The organism is Campylobacter sp. RKI_CA19_01121 (assembly GCF_025771295.1).
In the GTDB taxonomy this organism is placed as follows: domain Bacteria; phylum Campylobacterota; class Campylobacteria; order Campylobacterales; family Campylobacteraceae; genus Campylobacter_D.
The window spans coordinates 1-19,530 of record NZ_JAKMQA010000015.1; the positions used below are offsets into that span (position 1 = coordinate 1).

Consider the following 19,530-nt stretch of genomic DNA (forward strand, 5'->3'; position numbering starts at 1 on the left):
GGGTTTGAATAAAAAATAATGTTATAAATTTCTAGAAGAACTTTTTACTAAAAGTATACTTAGCAAACTAGCAATCACTATAAAAATAATATAAATATAAAAATACTTCTCATATATAAAATTAACAACAAAGGGTGTTAAAAAACCTAAAATCGCATAAGAGATATTATAAGCAAAAGAAAGACCACTTGATCTTAACTCTGTAGTAAAAATTTGAGTCATAAAAATAGGAGCAAAAGCTATAATGCCTTGCGCAAAACAAGCAAGCAAATAAAATGATAAAAACCACTCATTATAAAAGCTAAAACTTATGCCAAAAGCTCCAAAAACCACAGTAAAAATCAAGCAAATCCTAAAATGTCCTAAAAAATCCGCTAAATACCCTTGTGCTAAACTTCCTAGTATGATCATCACGATGGCCAAATTTTGATATAACAAAGCAGTAGTTTTACTAACTCCTAATAAGCTTTCAAAATATTGTGGCAGTATCATTAAAGTAGCTACCCCGCTTGTTAAAACCACAGTAAGTAAAGCGCATATTAACATACTTTTCTTGTGTGTTTTTAAAGCTTGTAAAAGTGGAAAATTTAAAATTTTTTCTTTCTCTTTTATGTTTTTAAAAGCTGGCGTTTCATTAAGCTTTGTGCGCAAAAATAAAGCTATTATGCCAAAAAATCCCCCTATAAAAAAAGGAATTCTCCAAGCAAAGCTTTCTACTTCTTCTTTATTAAAATACGCATATATAGTCAAAGTCGCTAAATTTCCAAGCAATAAACCTAAAGTTAAAGTCGCTGAAATAAAACCAAGTGCCAAACCAAGTCTTTTTTTACTCACAAATTCACTCACAAAAATCCAAGCACCACTCACTTCAGCTCCTATGGCTAGTCCTTGAGTTATCCGTATGATAAAAAGCATAAAAGTAGCTAAAAGTCCTATACTTTCATAAGTAGGTAAAAAGGCCAAAACAAAACTTGGCACGACCATTAAAAGCATACTGACATAAAAAACATTCTTACGCCCTTTAATATCTGCAAAATGTGCTAAAACAACAGCACCAAAAGGTCTAGCTAAATACCCTGCTCCAAAGGCTACATAAGTGTAGATTAATGGCCAAAAATCATCATTTTGAGGAAAGAAAATTTTTGCAAAAACACTTGCAAAGAAGATAAATAAAACAAAATCATAAAATTCTAAAATACCACCTAAAGAAGCATAGATGGTATTTTTAAAAGCTTTTTGCATTATTAAATTTTGCCACCTTCGATTACTACATCATCAGCTTTTATATCATCGCTAAAAAATGGCTTTAAGGTTTCATCATAAGCTTTATGAAAAAACTGCTCATTTTGTAATTTTATAGTCAAATCATTGATAAATTTCAACATAGCCTCATCACCTTTTTTTACAGCAGGAGCTATAACATCATGATTTCCAAGTTCTTTAATCACTACTTCAAAATTTGGATTTTCTTTAGCCCATGCAAAAAGCAATGCATTATCATGACTTAGCGCATCGCCTCTTTTTCCGATTAAAGCTGCAAAGGTTTCTGTGTTTTGATCAAATTTAATCGTTTTAATTTCTGGCATATTTTTTGTAAAATACGCATCAGCTGTTGTGCCTTTATTTAAAATCAAAGTTTTGTTTTTTAAATCATCTATAGTTTTAATATCTGATCCTTTAGGAGCTACCACCCCAAGAGCAACTTTCATATAAGGCAATGCAAAATCCACCACAGCTTCTCTTTCTGGAGTTTTAGTAAAATTAGCTAAGATTAAATCTACTTTATTTGACTCTAAAAACTCCACCCTATTTGCTGCTTCAACTAAAACAAATTGTACTTTAGACTCATCACCCAAAAGTTCTTTTGCTATACGTTTAGCAAAATATACATCATAGCCTTGATTTTTTCCTTGTGCATCTAGGTAGCCAAATGGAGGTTTATCACCAAAAACACCTATACGGATAACACCTTGTTGTTTGATTTTTTCTATGGAGTTTTCATTAGAACTTGAATTTGAGCAGGCGCTAAAAAAAAGTGCCATTAAAAACGATAAAAGAAAAATCTTTTTCATATTTTTTTCCTTATGATTGAAATTTAAATTTTTAAACCTTATATTAATTTTTTAAACAAATCTTTTCTAAAATAAAATTAACGATGAAAATCAAATAAATTGAGAAATTTCTTCGCACGATCAGTTTTTGGATTTTCAAAAAATTCATCAGGCTTTGAAATTTCTACTATTTTCCCATCATCCATAAAAACTATTTTATCAGCAACTGCTCTTGCAAAACCCATTTCATGTGTAACTATAAGCATAGTCATACCATCTTTTGCTAAATTTAAAATCACATCTAAAACTTCACGCACGATTTCAGGATCAAGCGCTGCTGTAACTTCATCAAAAAGCATGATTTCAGGATTCATACAAAGGCTTCTAACTATGGCTATGCGTTGTTTTTGTCCACCACTTAACTCTTTAGGATAAGCTTTTAATTTACGCAAAAGCCCTACTCTATCAAGCCAGTATTTAGCTTCTTCTAAAACCTCTTCTTTTTTTCTTTTTTGCACCTTTAAAGGTCCTAAAAGTATATTTTGCTCCACATTTAAATGATCAAAAAGTTCATAAGATTGAAACACCATACCTATTTTTTGGCGAATTTGAGTCCATTTTTTATAATTTTTATCAATTTTTTCATCATCTACAAAAATAGCCCCATCAGCCATTTCTTCTAAACCATTAATACATCTTAAAAGTGTAGATTTCCCACAACCACTTGGGCCTAGTATAACCACTACTTCTTTTTGATTTACTTCTAAATTTATATCTTTTAAAACATGATGATCATCATAATATTTTTGTAAATTTTGTATTTTTAAAATGCTCATATTAGCTCCATTTTTTCTCTAAAAACTTTGAATATACCGACAAAGGATAGCAAAGTATAAAATAAATCAATAAAATCAAACCATAAATCACAAAAGCCGTGTAAGAATTTTGAAATAAATTTAGCTCAATCACTTGTTGGCCTACTTTAATAAGCTCTATGCCACCGATTAGATAAATCACTGAAGTGCTTTTAATAATTCTTGTAAAAAGATTAATACTCATTGGCAATAATCTTCTTAAAGATAAAGGTATAATGATAAAAAGATAAACTTCAAATTTATTAAAACCTAGTGAAAGTCCTGATTCATACTGGTGTTTTGGTATGCTTGCTAAAGACGATCTAACCAAATCCATCATCTCAAACACGCCCCAAATACTAAAAACAATAATACTTGAACCCAAAGCACTCAAATGCCATCCAAACCATTTCGCCAAGCCAAAATGCACTATAAAAAGCCAAACAATCAAAGGCATAATACGTACAAATTCAAGCATAAAACGACAAAAAGCATAAAGGATTTTATTTTTAGAATGCATTAAAATTCCAAAAAATACTCCTCCAATAAGTGAAATCAAAACACTAATCAATGAAAGCTCTAAAGTAACCTTTAAACCTTGTGCTAGTCTAAAAAAGGTATCTTGATTTAAAATTTCAAACATAATTTAACCTTTTTTCTATACGGTTTAACACTAAAGATAAAGGTAAAATCAAAATCAAATAACAAAGCACCAAAGCAAATAACGCTTCATTGCTTTTATAATAAAGTCCTATAAGATCTTTAGCCACATATACTAAATCTGCTAAAGCAATAATACTTACTACAGAAGTTTCTTTGAGTAAAAAAATGATATTTGCGCTAATACTTGGCATAGCTATACCCAAAGCTTGAGGCATGATCACATAGCGAAAATTTTGCCATTTACTCAAACCCAAAGAAAGTCCTGATTCATATTGTTGTTTTTTCACCGCTTCCATACCTGCTCTTAAGCTCTCAGCCATATAAGAACCACCTAAAAAACTAAGTCCTATCACAGCACAAGCAAAAGAACTAAGGTGTATCCCAAACTCAGGCAAGGCATAATATAAAAAGAAAAGTTGGATTAATAAAGGTGTATTTCTTGAAAATTCTATGTAAATTTTACAGATTGTATTTAAAAAAGAAAATTTAAAATAACTTACTCCCACACAAAATAAACCTACTAAAAATGAAAAAAATACTCCATAAATAGCAAGTTTTAAAGTAAGCCAAGAAGCTTGTATAAACATAGGGCTAAACTTGATTAAAAAATCAAAATCCATAAAACCTTCCATACTTTAAATACAATATTGTAACAAATAAGACTTAAAAAGACTTAATTAAATTTTGCATTTTTTCTTTATTTAAAATTGCTATTTTACCTTTATTTGTGCAAATAAGCTCATTTTGTTTTAATTCTTTTAAAAAACGCGACAAAGATTCTGGAGGTAAATTTAAAATCACAGCGATTTCTTTTTGCTTTAAATTTTGTAATTTTTCTTCATTTTCTAGTAAAAAGCTGACTAGTCTTGATTTTAAATCCAAAGATTTTTGTCTGATGAAATTTTCTAAAATTCGAATTTTACCGATTAAAGAAGTCAAAAGTAAAAAGCTAAATTCTCCATTTTCTAAGCATAATTTTTTAAATTCATCAAAATCAAAAACACAAATTTCACAATCTTGCTCACAAATTGCATTAGCTGGGTAATTAATACCCTCAAACACAGGCATTTCGGCTATAAAATTCACCGGAGTTAGAGTATGCAGTGTCAACTCAAAACCTTTTGTATTCACCTTATATATACGTACTTTTCCACTTAGTAAAATGTAAATTTTATTTGCTTTTTCACCTTGAAAAAATAAAATATTCCCTTTGTTAAAATGTTTTTTCTTGCCTTTAGAAATTAAAATTTCAAAGTGTTTATCCATTTTCTTTTTCCATATTTTTAATACTTTCTTTTGCTTTTAAAACTAGCTCTTCATCATCTGCAAAATCAAAAAATTTAAAATGATTGCCATGTTGCACTCTACCATCTAGCAAATCCCCGCTTAGTCTGTTTTTTAAATCAAGCTCAGCTATTTTAAATCCATCTAAAGTTTTAGCAAATTCAAGCAAACGGCTTGGAATTTCTTTTTGCTTAGTATATAAATAACAAAAGCTCTCAAGTCCTACTCTGCCTACCCTACCTCGAAGCTGGTGTAAGGTAGCAAGCCCAAGTCTTTCAGCCCCAACAATAACAATCACACTTAGTCTTGGTAAAGAAATCCCCACTTCAACCACGGTAGTAGAAAGCAAAATCGTGCCTTTTTCTCTAAATTCTTGTAAAATTTGATCTTTATTTTTATCTTTTCCATGAGTTACATAAACATTTTTGTATTTGTTTATCCAGTATCCTTGTGCTTGCTCTAGCGATAAATAATCTATATTTTCACTTTCATTTACTAAAGGATAAATGATGATTGCTTGATGATTTTTAGCTAGCTCATCGTCGATTTTTTTAAGCAAATATTTAAAATCTTTATCTTGTATGCAAAAAGTTTTAATGTCTTTTTTAAAAGGCATTTGTTTAATAAAACTAAAATTTACAAGCTCACTTTGTATCATAGAAAGTGTTCTTGGTATAGGTGTAGCAGAAAATTGCACGATATGTGGAGCATATTGAGAGTTTTTACTAAGCTCACTTATTTTTTGTCTTTGATTAGAACCAAAACGGTGTTGCTCATCTATCATCACCAAAACTGCTTCAAATTCTTCTTGATGAATGAGCGCATGTGTGCCTATGATAAAATGGGCTTGTTCTTTTAATTTTGCTAAATCTTTATCTTTTTTACCACCTTTTAAAAGCAATACATTAACAAAATCAGGCAAAAGTCTTTTTGCTTCATGATAAATTTGCTCTGCTAATATACTAGTTGGAGCCATTAAAATAGCCTTTTTAGGATATACAAGCAAACTTGCAGCAAGTATAACCAAAGTCTTACCACAACCAACATCACCCATTACCACACGCCTTTTAGCAACTTTATTTTGTAAGTCTTTTTTAATATCTTCTATCGCTAAAAGTTGATCATTTGTAGGGCTAAATTCTAAACCATTAAGCCAAGAGCTTATATCAAAAAGTTCTATTTCATAAGCATTTTGTGATATTTTTTTACCCTTTAAACGCCTTAAATGATTAAAAATTTCTATATATTTTAAGTCTTTAACTATGGCGTTAAAATTTTCATAAAGAGTTAAATCATCATAATTATGTAAATTCAAAAGTAAATTAATGTATTTTTGTTCTAAATTTAGCGCTTTTAAATTAGCTTCGTTGACGTATTTTACGATAAGTTTTTTTATACTTTCATCTTTAATAGAGCTAATTTGATATTTAGGGACTATTTGACCTATGTTTTTTACTATTTTTGGGTTTATAAACTGCCAAATTCCATTAAAAAAATTCATCTTTGCATGGATACAAACCAAAGCATTATGCTTAAAAATTTTAAAATGCCATTTATTAGGATGAAAGATTACTATATTTGCCTTTATACCCCATTCTAAACATTCACAAAGTATAAAAAGCTGGGAGTGATGATTTTGGGTGCTGATAATTTTTACATTTTGGGTACAAAATGTATCTTTTGGAAACTTTGAAATTCTAAAATCATCAAATTTTTTAGGCAAAATCAAAGCCAAATCGATACAATTTTTAACCCCTAAAGCATGAAGTAGTTTTAAATCCTTTTCTTCAACTTTCATTTTCTATACTTGCAAAACTCACTTTGGTAATTTCACTATGAGCTTTAATAAAGTCATTTAGTTCATCTAAGGTAGTGTTTTTGATCTTTTGCATTTCTTCTTTTAAATTTCCAAGTTTTAAACCATGTAAATATTCATTTAGCATTATATCTAGTCTTTTAGCCAAGCTTTCATACCTTAAAGGCATAGAACCTACTAAAAATTGTTTAGCTAGTTGAAATTCTTTTTCATTGACTCCATTTTGGACAAAGTTTTCAAAAACTTCCTTAACTAAAGCTTTAGCCTCATTAGAGCTTTCATTTTTAGTTTGCAAATACCCAAAAACTCTACTATAATTTAAATTTACATCAAGCATAGCATATGCTGAATACGCCAAGCCTCTTTTCACACGCACTTCTTCCATCAAACGCGAACCAAAACCACCTTGACCCAAGATAAATAAAGTAAGTTTAGCTAAATACATTTTTTCATCATTAATTTGCATATTAAATGGAGAACAAAAGTATATATAAGCTTGTTCGGTGCTTTTTTGCTCACTTACTTCTATACTCTCATCAATGAGTTTGTAACTTTTGTTTTGATTTGGAGTATTTCTTTTTAGAATTTGGCAAATTTTTTCTACTTTAATCTTTACTTCATTTTCTTTAATATCTCCACCAAAAACGAATAAAGCATTATCAAGTACTAAATTTTCACTCATAAAATCTTGCAATTCTTTTAAGCTAATCTTTTCTATGCTTTCTTTAGTCCCATCAAGACCACTAGCAAAAATTTCATCTTTGAAAACATTTTTATTTAAAAGTCTTTTTGCTTGATAATCATAATCAGTATTTAAACTTGCAAGCTCACCCAAAGCTAAAGTTTTTAATCTTTGTAAGATTTTTTCATCAAAACGCACATTTAAAAACAATTCTTGTAATTTTTCTAAAGCAAAATCAAAATGTTCTTTCAAGCATTTAATACTAATTTGAAAATGCTCAAAACTAGCCTTAGCATAAAGCTCTATAGCACGGTATTCTAAGCTTTTAAAAAACTCATCATTACTTCCTTCATTTAAAAGCCTAGCAAACATACTTGCACAACCCCTATTGTGTTTTTCTGCTATTTTTCCACTATTTTTAAAAATGAACTTAAAAAATACCACAGGAAGCTCGTTTTCATACTCATATATTATGTCTATTTTAGTATTATTAAAGTCTAAATTTAGCATTAAAACCTTTCTAAAATATTATAAGCTGTGTCACGTTTAGCAGGTAATTCTCCTATATCTTTGATAAGTTCTATCATTTGCTCTTGATTCATTCTATATTTTGCACCCGCTGCAGCTACGACATTTTCTTCCATCATGGTTGAACCTAAATCATTTGCACCAAACTTTAAAGCAAGTTGGCCTATCAAAGAGCCTTGTGTTACCCAAGAACTTTGCAAATTTTTAAAATTATCCAAATACAACCTTGCCAAAGCTAGCAATCTTAAATATCTATTAGAACTTTGCTTGATGATTTCAGGATGTTTTTTAATCAAAGGAGTATTTTCGCTTTGAAATGACCATAAAATAAAAGCTCTAAAACCATTTGTTTTATCTTGTAAATTTCTTAAATGATCAAAATGTTCAATGATTTCCTCATCATTTTCAACCGTACCAAACATCATTGTAGCAGTACTTTTCATACCTATATTATGCGCACTCTCATGCACTCTAAGCCAGGTGGCTGTGTCACATTTGTGTGGTGCGATGATATCTCTTACCCTATCGCTTAATACTTCAGCACCCGCTCCAGGTATAGAAAAAAGTCCTTTAGCTTGTAATCTTTTTAAAACCTCTTCGATAGAAATTTTAGAAACTCTTGCTATATAAGCTATCTCTACTGCTGAAAAACCATGCACAGTGATGGTTGGATAATTAGTTTTTATATAAGAAAGCAAGTCTTCATACCATTCTATTTTAAGTTTTGGATGCACCCCGCCTTGAAATAAAATTTGCGTTCCACCTATGGCTTGTAATTCTTCTATTTTTTGCCCTATTTCTTCGTATTTTAAAATATAAGAATCATCATCTTTTTCTTTTCTACAAAAAGCACAAAAATCACAATCAATACAGCAAATATTTGTATAGTTTATATTTCTATCTACCACAAAAGTAGTTATTTTTTCAGGGTGAAGCTCTAATTTTTTCTCATATGCCATTGCGCCTAGTTCATATAAAGGTGCATTTTGGAGTAAATTTAATGCTTCATTTTTACTTAATCTATTCATTATTAACCTTTTTTATAAAAAAGAATTATTATAGCATTTAAATGTAAAATAATCTTAAAAACGATATAATCAAGCCCTTTAATTTCATATATTCATAGGATACTCATGACTTATAGGTCTTTACTTAAAAATAATAAAACTTTTCGCCTTTTAGCAATGGTACAATTTATAAGTTATTTTGGTGCATGGTTTTCTCAAGTAGGTGTTTTTACCCTCTTAACCAAAGAGCTACAAGCACCTGCAAATATCATAGGTTTTTCAGCTATTTTTGTTTTTTTACCTTCTATTATACTTGCACCTATAAATGGAGTTATAGTAGATAGATTTAAACCTAAGAATTTATTACTAACAATGATTAGCATTGAGATGATTTCTATTTTTATGCTAATTTTTGTAAATTCTTTAGCTATGCTTTGGTTTTTATACTTTTTAACCTTTGTGCGCATGGCGGTTGCAAGCATGTATTTTCAAACAGAAATGTCAGTTTTACCTAAAATTTTAACTCCACAAGAATTAAAACTAGGCAATGAGCTTCATAGTATTATATGGGCTGTATCATATGCTTTGGGTATGGGTGCTGCAGGACTTTTTATAGATCTTTTTGGAGTAAAACCAGCTTTCATAGCTGATACTTTAATGCTGTTTTGCGCTATGCTTATACTTAAAACTTTAATCTTACCCGATGAAAAAAACACCACACAAAACAATCTTTTTATATTAATCAAAGAAGGCTTAGTTTATGTATTTAACAATAAAAAAATCATTCATTTGATTTTACTTCATGGAGTTGTAGGGATAACCGCTTATGATGTTTTAATTACTCTTTTGGCCGAATATGAATACGCAAAAGTTATTTCCATACCTCTAGCCATAGGGCTTTCTAATGCTATAAGAGCCGTATCTTTACTCATAGGACCTTATGTACTTAGTCCTTATATTAATAAAAATACTTTAGTATATTTATACTTAGCGCAAGGTATAGGTATAATGCTTTGGGCTTGCTTGCAATTTAACTTTTATCTTGCCTTTGTAGGCTTAGTAATGGCAGGTTTTTGTACTTCATCTTTATGGAGCTATACTTACACACTTTTGCAAAATGATTGTGATAAAAGATATTATGGTAGAGTGATTGCCTATAATGATATGGTGTATTTAACTTTTAGTGCAATTATTGCTTTTTCAACAGGATATTTATTTGAATTTTATGGAGTAAAATTAAGCCATTTTACTTTTGGCTTGGGGGTATGTTTTATCTTTGCGGCGATTTATTGGTGGTGGTTTAATAAAAAATATAATTAATCCACCTTAGAATAATAAACCCCACCCGCTGAAAAGTTTTTTTCAAAATACGCTGTTTCAGGTACAAGATCTGATTTTCCTGGGTATATTCTACCTTCTCTATTTAATATCCTATGGAAACGCTCCATTAATCTTATTTTGAAATCTTGATCAAAATAAATCATCATATTTCTTGAAAAAATCACATCAAATTTCCCAAGTTTAAATAAAGAATCATCAAAAACATTACAAAGCTCAAAACGACACCTACAAGCTAAAGTTTCTTTTTTAAGCTGATACATCCTATCTTTTACATCAAAATAACGTGTTTTTTGCATAGTGTTTAATCTAGCTACTGAGCGCTCTGAATATAACATTTCATTGCATTTATCTATCATTTTTTTATTAATATCTATACCAACTATATTTATACCTTTAACAAAATTCTCACTTGCTAAAATAGCTAAAGAATACACTTCTTCACCACTTGAACATGGGGCACAAAGCACATTTACAGGTCGATCAAGAGATTTTATATAAAAAATTACATCTTTTAATTGCTCTAATTCTCTAAAAAAATATGTCTCACAAACTGTGATAAAATCCATAGTTTCTTGCTTTAAATTTCTTTGAAACTGTACTTTTTCATTTAATTCGCTAAGACTACTTAAACCTAATTCTTGTAAAAATTTAGGTAGCTTTATAGATAAAATATCTTTTTTAGTATTAAGATTGTTTCCACTTATTTGCTCTACTATTTTTATAAAATCATTCATTTCATTTTCTGTAATTTTTATCATCTTTCCATCCTATGATTTGATAAAATTTATTATTTCTTTTTTGAGTTCTATTAAACTCATAGGTTTTAAATTTGGATTAGTATCTCTAGCTTTTTTTGGCATTCCATATACTATAGAATCTGCCTCATTTTCACATAAACACCTCACACCAACCTTATAAAGCTCAAATAAAGATTTAGCACCATCATCACCCATTCCTGTCATGATCAAGGCTAAAATTTTATGATATTTGCAAAGATTTACAGCCGAATGAAACAAAACATCTATCCCTGGGTTAAAGCTACTTATTTGTTCTGTAGTGTTTAATACTAAAGTGTTATTTCCACTTAAAACCATATTTCTTTGACAAATATAAATTTTATTTTTTAAAACTTCTTTGTCGTTTGGTACAATCACATCACTTTTTGCTTCTTTGTTAAATTGATTTACAAAAGAAGGAATAAAAGCTGGGTTCATATGTTGAGCAATCACTACCGCACAATCTTTAAGTTCTATATCATTTAGTAAAAACTTTAGTTGACTTGGACCACCCGTTGAAGAACCAATCAAAACAAGCTTCATTTTTTACCTTAAGTTTAGTATTATTATATCAAATAAATATTTGAAAATATTAAAAAATAATTATATACAAGAAAGAAAAATTTTAATTAAATATGATAAAATTAATACTTTAAATTTCAAATGATAAGTGATTATTAAATGTTAAGAGAAAAAATTTACATAGCAAGTGATCATGCTGGCTTTATTTTAAAGCAAGAAATTATCAATTTTTTACAAGAAAAAAATATAAGCTTTGAAGACTTAGGTCCTTTTAGTAATGATCGTTGTGATTATCCTGATTATGCACATTTATTAAGCTCTAAAATTAACGAAAATAGTTTTGGAATTTTAGTGTGTGGATCAGGTATTGGTATGAGTATAGCAGCAAATCGCCATACAAATATACGCTGTGCTTTGTGTAACGAACCTTTAAGCGCTAAACTCTCAAGAGAACATAACGATGCAAATGTTTTAGCCTTAGGAGCTAGACTAACCGGAGTAGATATGGCTTTTGAAATCATCTCAAATTTCATTAATACTTCTTTTAGCGGTGGAAGACATTGCGTGCGAATTAGTAAAATAGAGGCAAAATTATGATTTTAAGTTGGCTTGTATTAACTGTATTAATTTGTGTTAGTATTTATATGACTATTATGTTGCTTTATTATAAAACCTTACTTCATAAAGAAAAAGTAGCAAAAGAATTCATAAAAAATAATCTTGATGATACTGAAATAGTCATTAGAAAATTACAAGTACAACTTCAAAGAAGCTTGGGTAATATTGATATTTTAACTGAGGAATTAAACAAAAGCAAAGCAGACCTAACCTCTCTTAGAACAAGAAATTCACAATATCGTATCGAAAATGAAAAATTAAGACAAAGAATCAAAGAATTAGAAGCAAAAATCGAGGCATTATTATGATGAAAGAACAAGATAAAAAATACTTATTAGATAGTATTAGGGCTATTAAGGATTTTCCAAAAGAAGGAATTATCTTTAGAGATATCACTACTTTATTAAATAATAAAGAAGCGTTTGCATTTTTAATGGATCATTTGGTTGAAAAATACCAAAATGCAAAACTTGATTATATCGTTGGTATAGAAAGTAGAGGTTTTATTTTTGGAGCTGCGCTAAGCGCTAGATTAAAACTACCTTTTGTACCTATTAGAAAACCAGGTAAATTACCTTCAAAATGCTTGCAAGAATCTTATAGCTTAGAATATGGTAGTGATACCATAGAAATTCATATCGATGCATTTAATAATCAAAAAGCAAACGTTTTGCTCATAGATGATCTCATCGCCACAGGTGGCACAGCTATCGCTGCTGTTAAACTCATAGAAAAACTCAATGCAAAATGCATTGAAGCTTGTTTTTTACTAGAATTAAAAGATCTTGATGGGGCTAAAGAATTAGCTAAATTAACTTCTGTTTATAGTGTTTTAGAGGTATAAAATGGAAGAATTTTTAAAACAACTTTTGTATGATTATAAAAACTGGGCTTATATCATCGTGTTTTTATGGTGCATACTTGAGGGAGAACTTGCGCTTATTTTAGCAGGTATTTTTGCACATGAAGGTCATGTAAATTTAGGACTTATCATCTTTGTAGCGGGTTTGGGTGGTTTTGTAGGCGATCAAATATATTTTTATATAGGAAGATATAATAAAAAATATATTCAGAAAAAACTTCGCACCCAAAGGCGTAAATTTGCCATAGCACATTTACTCTTGCAGCGTTTTGGTTGGCCTATTATATTCATACAAAGATATATGTATGGCTTTAGAACTATTATACCTATGAGCATAGGACTAACACGCTATAGTGCGAAAAAATTTGCATTTATTAATCTCATTAGTGCTTGGGCTTGGGCTGCCATAACCATTTTACTTGCATGGTTTTTTGGAAAACAAATTTGGCTTGCAGTGGAATGGGCTGGAGAGCACTGGTATTTTGCAGTGCCTATTATTGCTTGTTTTTTACTTGCTTTATTTTTAGGTATGAAACAAATAGAAAAATCAATACTTAGAAAAAGGGAGCATAAATGATTTTTAATTTTAAAGAAGAAACTATAAATTCTATAAATGCTGACTTTGAAATCATTTTAATACAAGATAAAAAGATAGAAAAATACACTCAAAGTCAAGAACTCTTTAAACTTTCAAATTATAAAGGCGAAGGAATTTGCATAGATATGCAAAATAAAATTCTTTATAGTGAACTTAAAAGTTTAGAATATGAAGATATAAGACTTGCTTTTGCAAATGCTTATAAAGCTTTAAAAAAACTTGAAATTCAAAGTGTTAAAACAAAGAGTGTTGTAGGAAAATGCGTAGTAAATAGCTTTAATGCTATGATTCAAGGATTTACTTTTGGTGCTTATGAGTTTGATAAATATAAAAAAGAAAAAACACCGAGTAAATTAGAAAATATTTTCATTTCAAAAGATGAAATTAACAACAAAGCATATAACCTAGAAGAAGCTTGCATAGGTATAAACTATGGTCAGGTTTTTTCAAATGCTTGTGATTTTGCAAAAAATATCGTAAATGAAATTCCTCAAATTTATACTCCTGCAAAAATGGCTGAGGATGCTCTTAGCTTAAGTCAAAATGATTGCAAGATTTCATGTAAAATCTATGAGAGTGATTTCTTAGAGCAAGAAAAAATGCAAGCATTTTTAGCGGTAAATCGTGCATCAATCCATCCTCCAAAACTCATTCATCTTTCATACAAACCACAAAATCCAAAAATGAAAGTAGTGTTTGTAGGCAAAGGACTAACTTATGATAGTGGTGGGCTTAGTTTAAAACCTGCTGATTATATGCTTACGATGAAATCAGATAAAAGCGGTGGTGCAGCGGCAATGGCCATCATCAAAGGTGCAAGTGAATTAAACCTTAATATAGAAGTGCATTCTATCATCGGTGCAACTGAAAATATGATAGGCGGAAATGCTTACAAGCCTGATGATGTACTTATCTCAAGAGAAGGTGTGAGTATAGAGGTTAGAAACACCGACGCAGAAGGAAGATTAGTTTTAGCAGATTGTCTTTCGCTTGCTCAAGATCTAAAACCTGATTTATTAATAGATCTTGCCACTCTAACTGGAGCTTGCGTAGTAGGACTTGGAGAATACACAAGTGCTATCATGGGAAATAATGAAGATTTACAAAATGATTTTTTCAAAGTAAGTAAAAAAAGTGGAGATTTAGCTACTATTTTACATTTTAACCCACACTTAAAAGAGCTTATAAAATCAAATATAGCAGATGTAAGTAATACCTCTTCAAGTCGTTATGGCGGGGCTATTACTGCAGGGTTATTTTTAAATTCTTTCATTAGAGAAGAATACAAAGACAAATGGCTACATTTAGACATCGCAGGGCCAGCTTACTTAGAAAAAGCTTGGGGTTATCATAGCTTTGGTGCAAGTGGAGCAGGTGTTAGAATGTGCCTTTCATATTTACTTTATCTTTCAAGGAAATAAAAATGAGTTTATCAGTTGGTATAGTAGGACTTCCAAATGTCGGAAAATCTACCACTTTTAATGCACTAACAAGAGCACAAAATGCAGAAAGCGCAAATTATCCATTTTGTACCATAGAGCCAAACAAAGCAGTTGTACCTGTACCTGATCATCGCTTAAAAGAGCTAGCAAAGATTGTCAATCCACAAAAAATCATACGCTCAAATATAGAATTTGTTGATATAGCAGGTTTAGTAGCTGGCGCTAGCAAAGGCGAGGGTTTGGGTAATAAATTTTTATCTAACATACGCGAAACTGAGATGATTTTACATATTGTACGTTGTTTTGATGATGAAAATATCACCCATGTTGCGGGCAGTGTTGATCCTGTGCGTGATGTGCAAATCATAGAAACAGAACTTATACTAGCAGATATAGAACAACTTAGTAAAAAAATAGAAAAACTCACCAAAGGTGCAAAGGCCAACGAAAAAGGCGCAAAAGAAAGTTTGGCTTTAGCTAATGAGCTTTTAGAACATTTAAATCAAAACAATAGTGCAAGCTCATTTCCAAATAAAAATGAAGTCTATCATGCTCTTATAAAAGAACTAAGATTGCTTTCAGCTAAGGAAGTAATATATGGAGCAAATGTAGATGAGAATTCCCTTTTAGAAGATAATGAATTTGTAAAAAACCTCAAAGAATTTGCAGCAAAATCAGGTCATGAGGTTATCAAACTTTGCTCTAAAATAGAAGAGGAAATGATAGCTTTAAGCGATGAGGAGCATTTTGAGTTTTTAAAATCTTTAGGGATTGAACGTAGTGGGCTTGAAGTAGTTATACGCACAGCATTTTCAAAGCTTAATCTAATTAGCTATTTTACAGCAGGTCAAATAGAAGTTAGATCATGGACTATACAAAGAGGCTGGAAAGCACCAAAAGCAGCAAGTGTAATCCACAACGACTTTGAAAAAGGTTTTATCAAAGCTGAAGTGATTTCTTATGAAGATTATATCGCTTGCAAAGGAGAAAGTGGCGCTAAAGAAGCAGGAAAACTACGCCTTGAAGGAAAAGATTATATCGTACAAGATGGCGATGTAATGCATTTTAGATTTAATGTTTAATTCAAATTGCAAGCTGTTTTAGCTTGCAAATTTTATTAAACTATATTTTCATATAATTTTACCGCACAGACACAATTATCTTATATTTTGCTGTTTTATGTAATAATAATATATCTCCAAAAAGCATTTTAAATGATTCAAATAACTTAAAATTAAAAATAATCTTGATAATTTTATATTCTAGTTTAAAAATTTTATATTATTATCTTGGTATAAAATCATCAACCTACTTTTCTTCCAAAGAATTAAAATTTAATTCTTTGGAACATTTTTTACACTTATAAGCTATATTTAAATATTTAATTTTTACATGCAATCCATAATCAAGCTTGTGAATCATATCCTTGCAACCACAAACATATTCAAATTTATTATCTTTTTCTTGCTCTTTTGTTAGCTCTAATTCTTCTTTGTCTAAACTTTTTTTGTATTTATTAATCATCATATCATGTTCTGCAATATGCTCTACTAGCCAAATAGAAACTATTTTATAAAGTTTTTCTTTAAGATCATTTGTACTATTGCATTCACTAAGTAATGCGCTCATATCTTTAACGATTTTTTTATGCATTGCCTTGTGCTCTGATAGATATGGATAATTTATAGAGTACATATATTCTTCTTCATCTTTAAAATGTGTTTTCATATAATCAAAAAAATTACCCAACAACTCTTTAACTTCAATTTTATAAATATGCCTATTTAATAAACTAGCTGTTTTTTCTGCTAAATCAAAAAGAGCCTGATGCTGTAAATCAATATCCGTATTTTCAATGCTATATTTTTCATTCCATACTGGAAGCGCCTCCATAAACAATCCTAAGCAATACGAATTATTTTTTTACAAACTTTGCAGTTATATTTTGCGCCATCAAGAATTTGCAAATGAACTCGATGAGGAATTTTATGCCTCTCATTTACACAATCACAAACATAAATAATATGTTCTGGTACAATCTCTTCAAAAATACTTTCAGTTGAAACATCTACTTCAAATAAATTTTCTTTCATTTGAAGCTGTTTTTGTTTTTCGTATTTGTGGTATTTCATATCTTCTTTTAAGATATGCTCTAAAAGCCATTTTTCTGTAATAATATTAAGTTTTTCTTTAAAATCATTTACAGTTTTGATATTTTTTACCAAAGAAATCAACGAGGCAGTGATTTCTTGATGTATTTTTTTATGATACTCTAAGTCAGGATAAGCAATACTTTCCATATAAGCTTCTTCATCTTTAAAATGTGTTTTAACATACTCAAATAATTCAATCAAAACACTCTTTATTTCACCAACACTTGCATGGTTTTCTGCTATAAGATAAGCCTTTTTGGCTATATCAAATAAAGCTTTATGTTGTTCATCAATGATTTTATTATGTACGCTGTATTCTTTTGCCCATTTAATCACAAAAATCCTTTTCTATAATAGCTATATAATTAAGCAATAAAATAAACACAAAAAATGAGCAAAATTATACAATAAATTTTAAATATTTACAATAATATTAAAAATAATTTATAAAATATTTAAAATAATATAAAAATTATCTGATTTATAAAACATCTATCTTAAAAGATGTTTTATAAAAATTTTATCATCAAACACAAATTAATCTTTTGATTGTTTTTTGCAGCCTATCCTTTGTATTCTCTTCATTAGAAAAAGTAAGTAAATTTGCTTTAGGCCAAAAATAACTTTTAGGATTTTCAAATTTACCCCAACGCCAATCAAATCTAGGCGCTAAAAGTACTATTGTAGGTATATCTAAAGCTAAGGCTAAATGTGCTATAGCACTGTCTATACTTACCATACAATCAATATCTTTTAAATTATCTAAAGTATCGTTCCAATTTTTTAGTTTCACTCCCCTATTTTCAACTTCATTAGGTAGATTAACTCCTTGCATTCCATCTACTTGAAAAGATATTATTTCACAGTCTAAATCTTTTAAAGCATTAAACAAAAATGCAAAATCCACATTTCTTAATAAATCAGTATTCATAGCATTAGGTGTAAACCAAAAAATTCCTATTTTTTTAATTTTGTTATTTGGTTTTTCTAGAGCTATGATAGGTGTTTTTAACTTAGGAATTTCATCTAATTTAATATCACAAAGTAAAGGCAAAGAGCAAATTGGCATAGCATAATCAAATTCACTCGGAAAATCTTTTAAAATTTTCAAATTAGAAAAAATTTTATTTTGCTTATTAAACTCTTTGAGTTGGTTTTTAAATATTTCATACATAGCACTTTGCGGAGCAAATAAAACTTTAGAGGCAATTTGACAAAGTTTTTCCAAACATCTAGCATACATAAAAGTATCACCAAAACCTTGCTCACAAAAAACTAAAATTTCTTTATCTTTAAAAGCCTGCACACCTTCTTTGTTAAAAGCTTGTATAGTTTTATTATAATGATATGGCGAAAATGTTTCATTATGGGCATAAAAAAGTCTACTTTCATATACTCTTTTGCCTTCTTCAAAATTATCACTTTCACCCATACGCATTAATAAATACGCCAAATCAAACTGATAGGTTGCGTGCGGATGTAAACTCAAAGCTTTTTGATACGCATTATAAGCACCTTGGTAATTAGCGCTTAACTCTAATGCTTTTGCATAGTTTTGCCAAAACTGAGCATTATTTTGATTATACTCACACAAACTTGCAAATAATTCTAGAGATTCTTCTAATCTTAAAAGTTTAAAAAGCAAATACGCCTTTTGCGGTAAAATTTGCGTATTTAAATACTCATAAATTTTAACTATAGTCAAGTTTTCTTGGGTTTTCTCTTGTAATCTATCTTGTAAATTAATACTATTTGTAAAATTTTTTTCTACTAACTCTCCACTTTGTAATTTTGCTATCATAATTTGTGTAAAATCACAAAGTTCATTATGTGCTTCAAGTGCCTTTTGGAAATTTGTTTTAAAATAAAGCTCAGCGTAATTTTTCCACAAATCAAGATTATACATATCTTTTTCTAAAGCAAGCTTATACAATTTTTCTGCCTCTTCTAGGCTTCCTGTATTTTGATAAGCAAAAGCAAGTTCTAAACTAAGCTCATCTTTTAAAAAACATTGCCTTTGTAAAAGTTCTTTAAGCAATCTAATGCCATCATTAAAGTTTCCATTAGACAAAAATGCTTTTGCAAGCATTAGCCCATAAAAACTTGTAGGATATAAATTAAAAATTTGTTTTGCATAATGTAAAGTTTTAGCATAATCTCCTATTTTAAAAGAAGCCATCATAGCATACTCTAAAGCATTTTTAGGATCTTGTTCTAAATATGCTTCACTATATTCTAGACATTTGTAATAATTATTGTTGTAATAATAATATATTATTTTATCTAACATAAACACCTCTAATATTTTTTATATTATTATAACATATCGCCAC

21 protein-coding genes are annotated in these 19,530 nt (G+C 29.4%); 7 read left to right on the forward strand and 14 right to left on the reverse strand.

Annotated features, from left to right (window positions below; genetic code table 11):
- Positions 1-21: 21 nt before the first annotated feature.
- From L8T90_RS07385 to L8T90_RS07425, 9 genes are all read right to left on the reverse strand, one after another.
- Complete coding sequence (locus L8T90_RS07385; protein WP_263737126.1) at positions 22-1,242, reverse strand: MFS transporter; 1,221 nt, start codon at positions 1,240-1,242, stop codon at positions 22-24.
- Between the two features lie 2 nt (positions 1,243-1,244).
- Positions 1,245-2,042, reverse strand: coding sequence for a cysteine ABC transporter substrate-binding protein (locus L8T90_RS07390; protein WP_412175010.1), 798 nt, complete (start codon positions 2,040-2,042; stop codon positions 1,245-1,247).
- 107 nt (positions 2,043-2,149) lie between these two features.
- Positions 2,150-2,887, reverse strand: a complete 738-nt coding sequence (locus L8T90_RS07395; protein ID WP_263737128.1) for an amino acid ABC transporter ATP-binding protein — start codon at positions 2,885-2,887, stop codon at positions 2,150-2,152.
- 1 nt (position 2,888) lies between these two features.
- Positions 2,889-3,548, reverse strand: coding sequence for an amino acid ABC transporter permease (locus L8T90_RS07400; RefSeq protein WP_263737129.1), 660 nt, complete (start codon positions 3,546-3,548; stop codon positions 2,889-2,891).
- On the reverse strand, positions 3,541-4,188 hold the full coding sequence (locus L8T90_RS07405; RefSeq protein WP_263664277.1) for an amino acid ABC transporter permease: 648 nt from the start codon (positions 4,186-4,188) through the stop codon (positions 3,541-3,543). Before L8T90_RS07405 ends, L8T90_RS07400 begins: the two co-directional genes overlap by 8 nt.
- A 43-nt stretch (positions 4,189-4,231) precedes the next feature.
- Positions 4,232-4,834 (reverse strand): Crp/Fnr family transcriptional regulator, encoded by a 603-nt coding sequence (locus L8T90_RS07410; RefSeq protein ID WP_214127250.1) that lies wholly within the window; start codon positions 4,832-4,834, stop codon positions 4,232-4,234.
- Positions 4,827-6,650: an ATP-dependent DNA helicase RecG gene (gene recG, locus L8T90_RS07415; RefSeq protein WP_263737130.1), complete on the reverse strand. Its 1,824-nt coding sequence runs from the start codon at positions 6,648-6,650 to the stop codon at positions 4,827-4,829. The genes L8T90_RS07410 and recG overlap by 8 nt, the downstream gene beginning before the upstream one ends.
- Positions 6,640-7,860, reverse strand: a complete 1,221-nt coding sequence (locus L8T90_RS07420) for a M16 family metallopeptidase (RefSeq protein ID WP_263737131.1) — start codon at positions 7,858-7,860, stop codon at positions 6,640-6,642. The genes recG and L8T90_RS07420 overlap by 11 nt, the downstream gene beginning before the upstream one ends.
- On the reverse strand, positions 7,860-8,906 hold the full coding sequence (locus L8T90_RS07425; RefSeq protein WP_263737132.1) for a dehypoxanthine futalosine cyclase: 1,047 nt from the start codon (positions 8,904-8,906) through the stop codon (positions 7,860-7,862). Before L8T90_RS07425 ends, L8T90_RS07420 begins: the two co-directional genes overlap by 1 nt.
- Before the next feature lie 105 nt (positions 8,907-9,011).
- Here L8T90_RS07425 and L8T90_RS07430 point away from each other — a divergent pair, with 105 nt between their 5' ends.
- Entirely contained in the window at positions 9,012-10,205 is a 1,194-nt protein-coding gene (locus tag L8T90_RS07430; RefSeq protein ID WP_263737133.1) for an MFS transporter, read from the forward strand.
- Here L8T90_RS07430 and L8T90_RS07435 read toward each other — a convergent pair.
- Both L8T90_RS07435 and L8T90_RS07440 read right to left on the reverse strand, forming a co-directional pair.
- Complete coding sequence (locus L8T90_RS07435; protein WP_263737134.1) at positions 10,202-10,984, reverse strand: CheR family methyltransferase; 783 nt, start codon at positions 10,982-10,984, stop codon at positions 10,202-10,204. The genes L8T90_RS07430 and L8T90_RS07435 overlap by 4 nt on opposite strands.
- A 9-nt stretch (positions 10,985-10,993) precedes the next feature.
- Positions 10,994-11,545 carry a CheB methylesterase domain-containing protein gene (locus L8T90_RS07440; protein WP_263664282.1) on the reverse strand — a complete coding sequence of 184 codons (552 nt, stop codon included), beginning with the start codon at positions 11,543-11,545 and terminating at the stop codon, positions 10,994-10,996.
- Positions 11,546-11,683: 138 nt separating this feature from the next.
- On the opposite strand from L8T90_RS07440, the gene rpiB reads away from it, so the two are divergent.
- From rpiB to ychF, 6 genes are read left to right on the forward strand one after another with little or no spacing between them, the layout of a single operon-like run.
- Positions 11,684-12,121, forward strand: a complete 438-nt coding sequence (gene rpiB, locus L8T90_RS07445; protein ID WP_257402895.1) for a ribose 5-phosphate isomerase B — start codon at positions 11,684-11,686, stop codon at positions 12,119-12,121.
- A complete protein-coding gene (locus L8T90_RS07450) occupies positions 12,118-12,450 on the forward strand; it encodes a hypothetical protein (protein ID WP_039618138.1) in 333 nt (110 codons plus the stop codon). The genes rpiB and L8T90_RS07450 overlap by 4 nt, the downstream gene beginning before the upstream one ends.
- Positions 12,450-12,986, forward strand: coding sequence for an adenine phosphoribosyltransferase (gene apt, locus L8T90_RS07455; RefSeq protein ID WP_263737138.1), 537 nt, complete (start codon positions 12,450-12,452; stop codon positions 12,984-12,986). Before L8T90_RS07450 ends, apt begins: the two co-directional genes overlap by 1 nt.
- A 1-nt stretch (position 12,987) precedes the next feature.
- The gene (locus L8T90_RS07460) at positions 12,988-13,581 is read left to right on the forward strand and encodes a DedA family protein (RefSeq protein ID WP_263737135.1); all 594 of its coding nucleotides are present in this window, start codon (positions 12,988-12,990) and stop codon (positions 13,579-13,581) included.
- Positions 13,578-15,023, forward strand: coding sequence for a leucyl aminopeptidase (locus L8T90_RS07465; protein WP_263737136.1), 1,446 nt, complete (start codon positions 13,578-13,580; stop codon positions 15,021-15,023). The genes L8T90_RS07460 and L8T90_RS07465 overlap by 4 nt, the downstream gene beginning before the upstream one ends.
- Positions 15,024-15,025: 2 nt before the next feature.
- Positions 15,026-16,126 (forward strand): redox-regulated ATPase YchF, encoded by a 1,101-nt coding sequence (ychF, locus tag L8T90_RS07470; RefSeq protein WP_263679342.1) that lies wholly within the window; start codon positions 15,026-15,028, stop codon positions 16,124-16,126.
- Between the two features lie 226 nt (positions 16,127-16,352).
- Here ychF and L8T90_RS07475 read toward each other — a convergent pair whose 3' ends face one another.
- The 3 genes from L8T90_RS07475 to L8T90_RS07485 all read right to left on the reverse strand — a co-directional run bounded on the left by L8T90_RS07475 (position 16,353) and on the right by L8T90_RS07485 (position 19,487).
- Positions 16,353-16,937 (reverse strand): hemerythrin family protein, encoded by a 585-nt coding sequence (locus tag L8T90_RS07475; protein WP_263707335.1) that lies wholly within the window; start codon positions 16,935-16,937, stop codon positions 16,353-16,355.
- An 8-nt stretch (positions 16,938-16,945) separates the two neighbouring features.
- On the reverse strand, positions 16,946-17,533 hold the full coding sequence (locus tag L8T90_RS07480; protein WP_263737137.1) for a bacteriohemerythrin: 588 nt from the start codon (positions 17,531-17,533) through the stop codon (positions 16,946-16,948).
- A 190-nt stretch (positions 17,534-17,723) separates the two neighbouring features.
- Complete coding sequence (locus tag L8T90_RS07485; protein WP_263709051.1) at positions 17,724-19,487, reverse strand: tetratricopeptide repeat protein; 1,764 nt, start codon at positions 19,485-19,487, stop codon at positions 17,724-17,726.
- Positions 19,488-19,530: the final 43 nt, after the last annotated feature.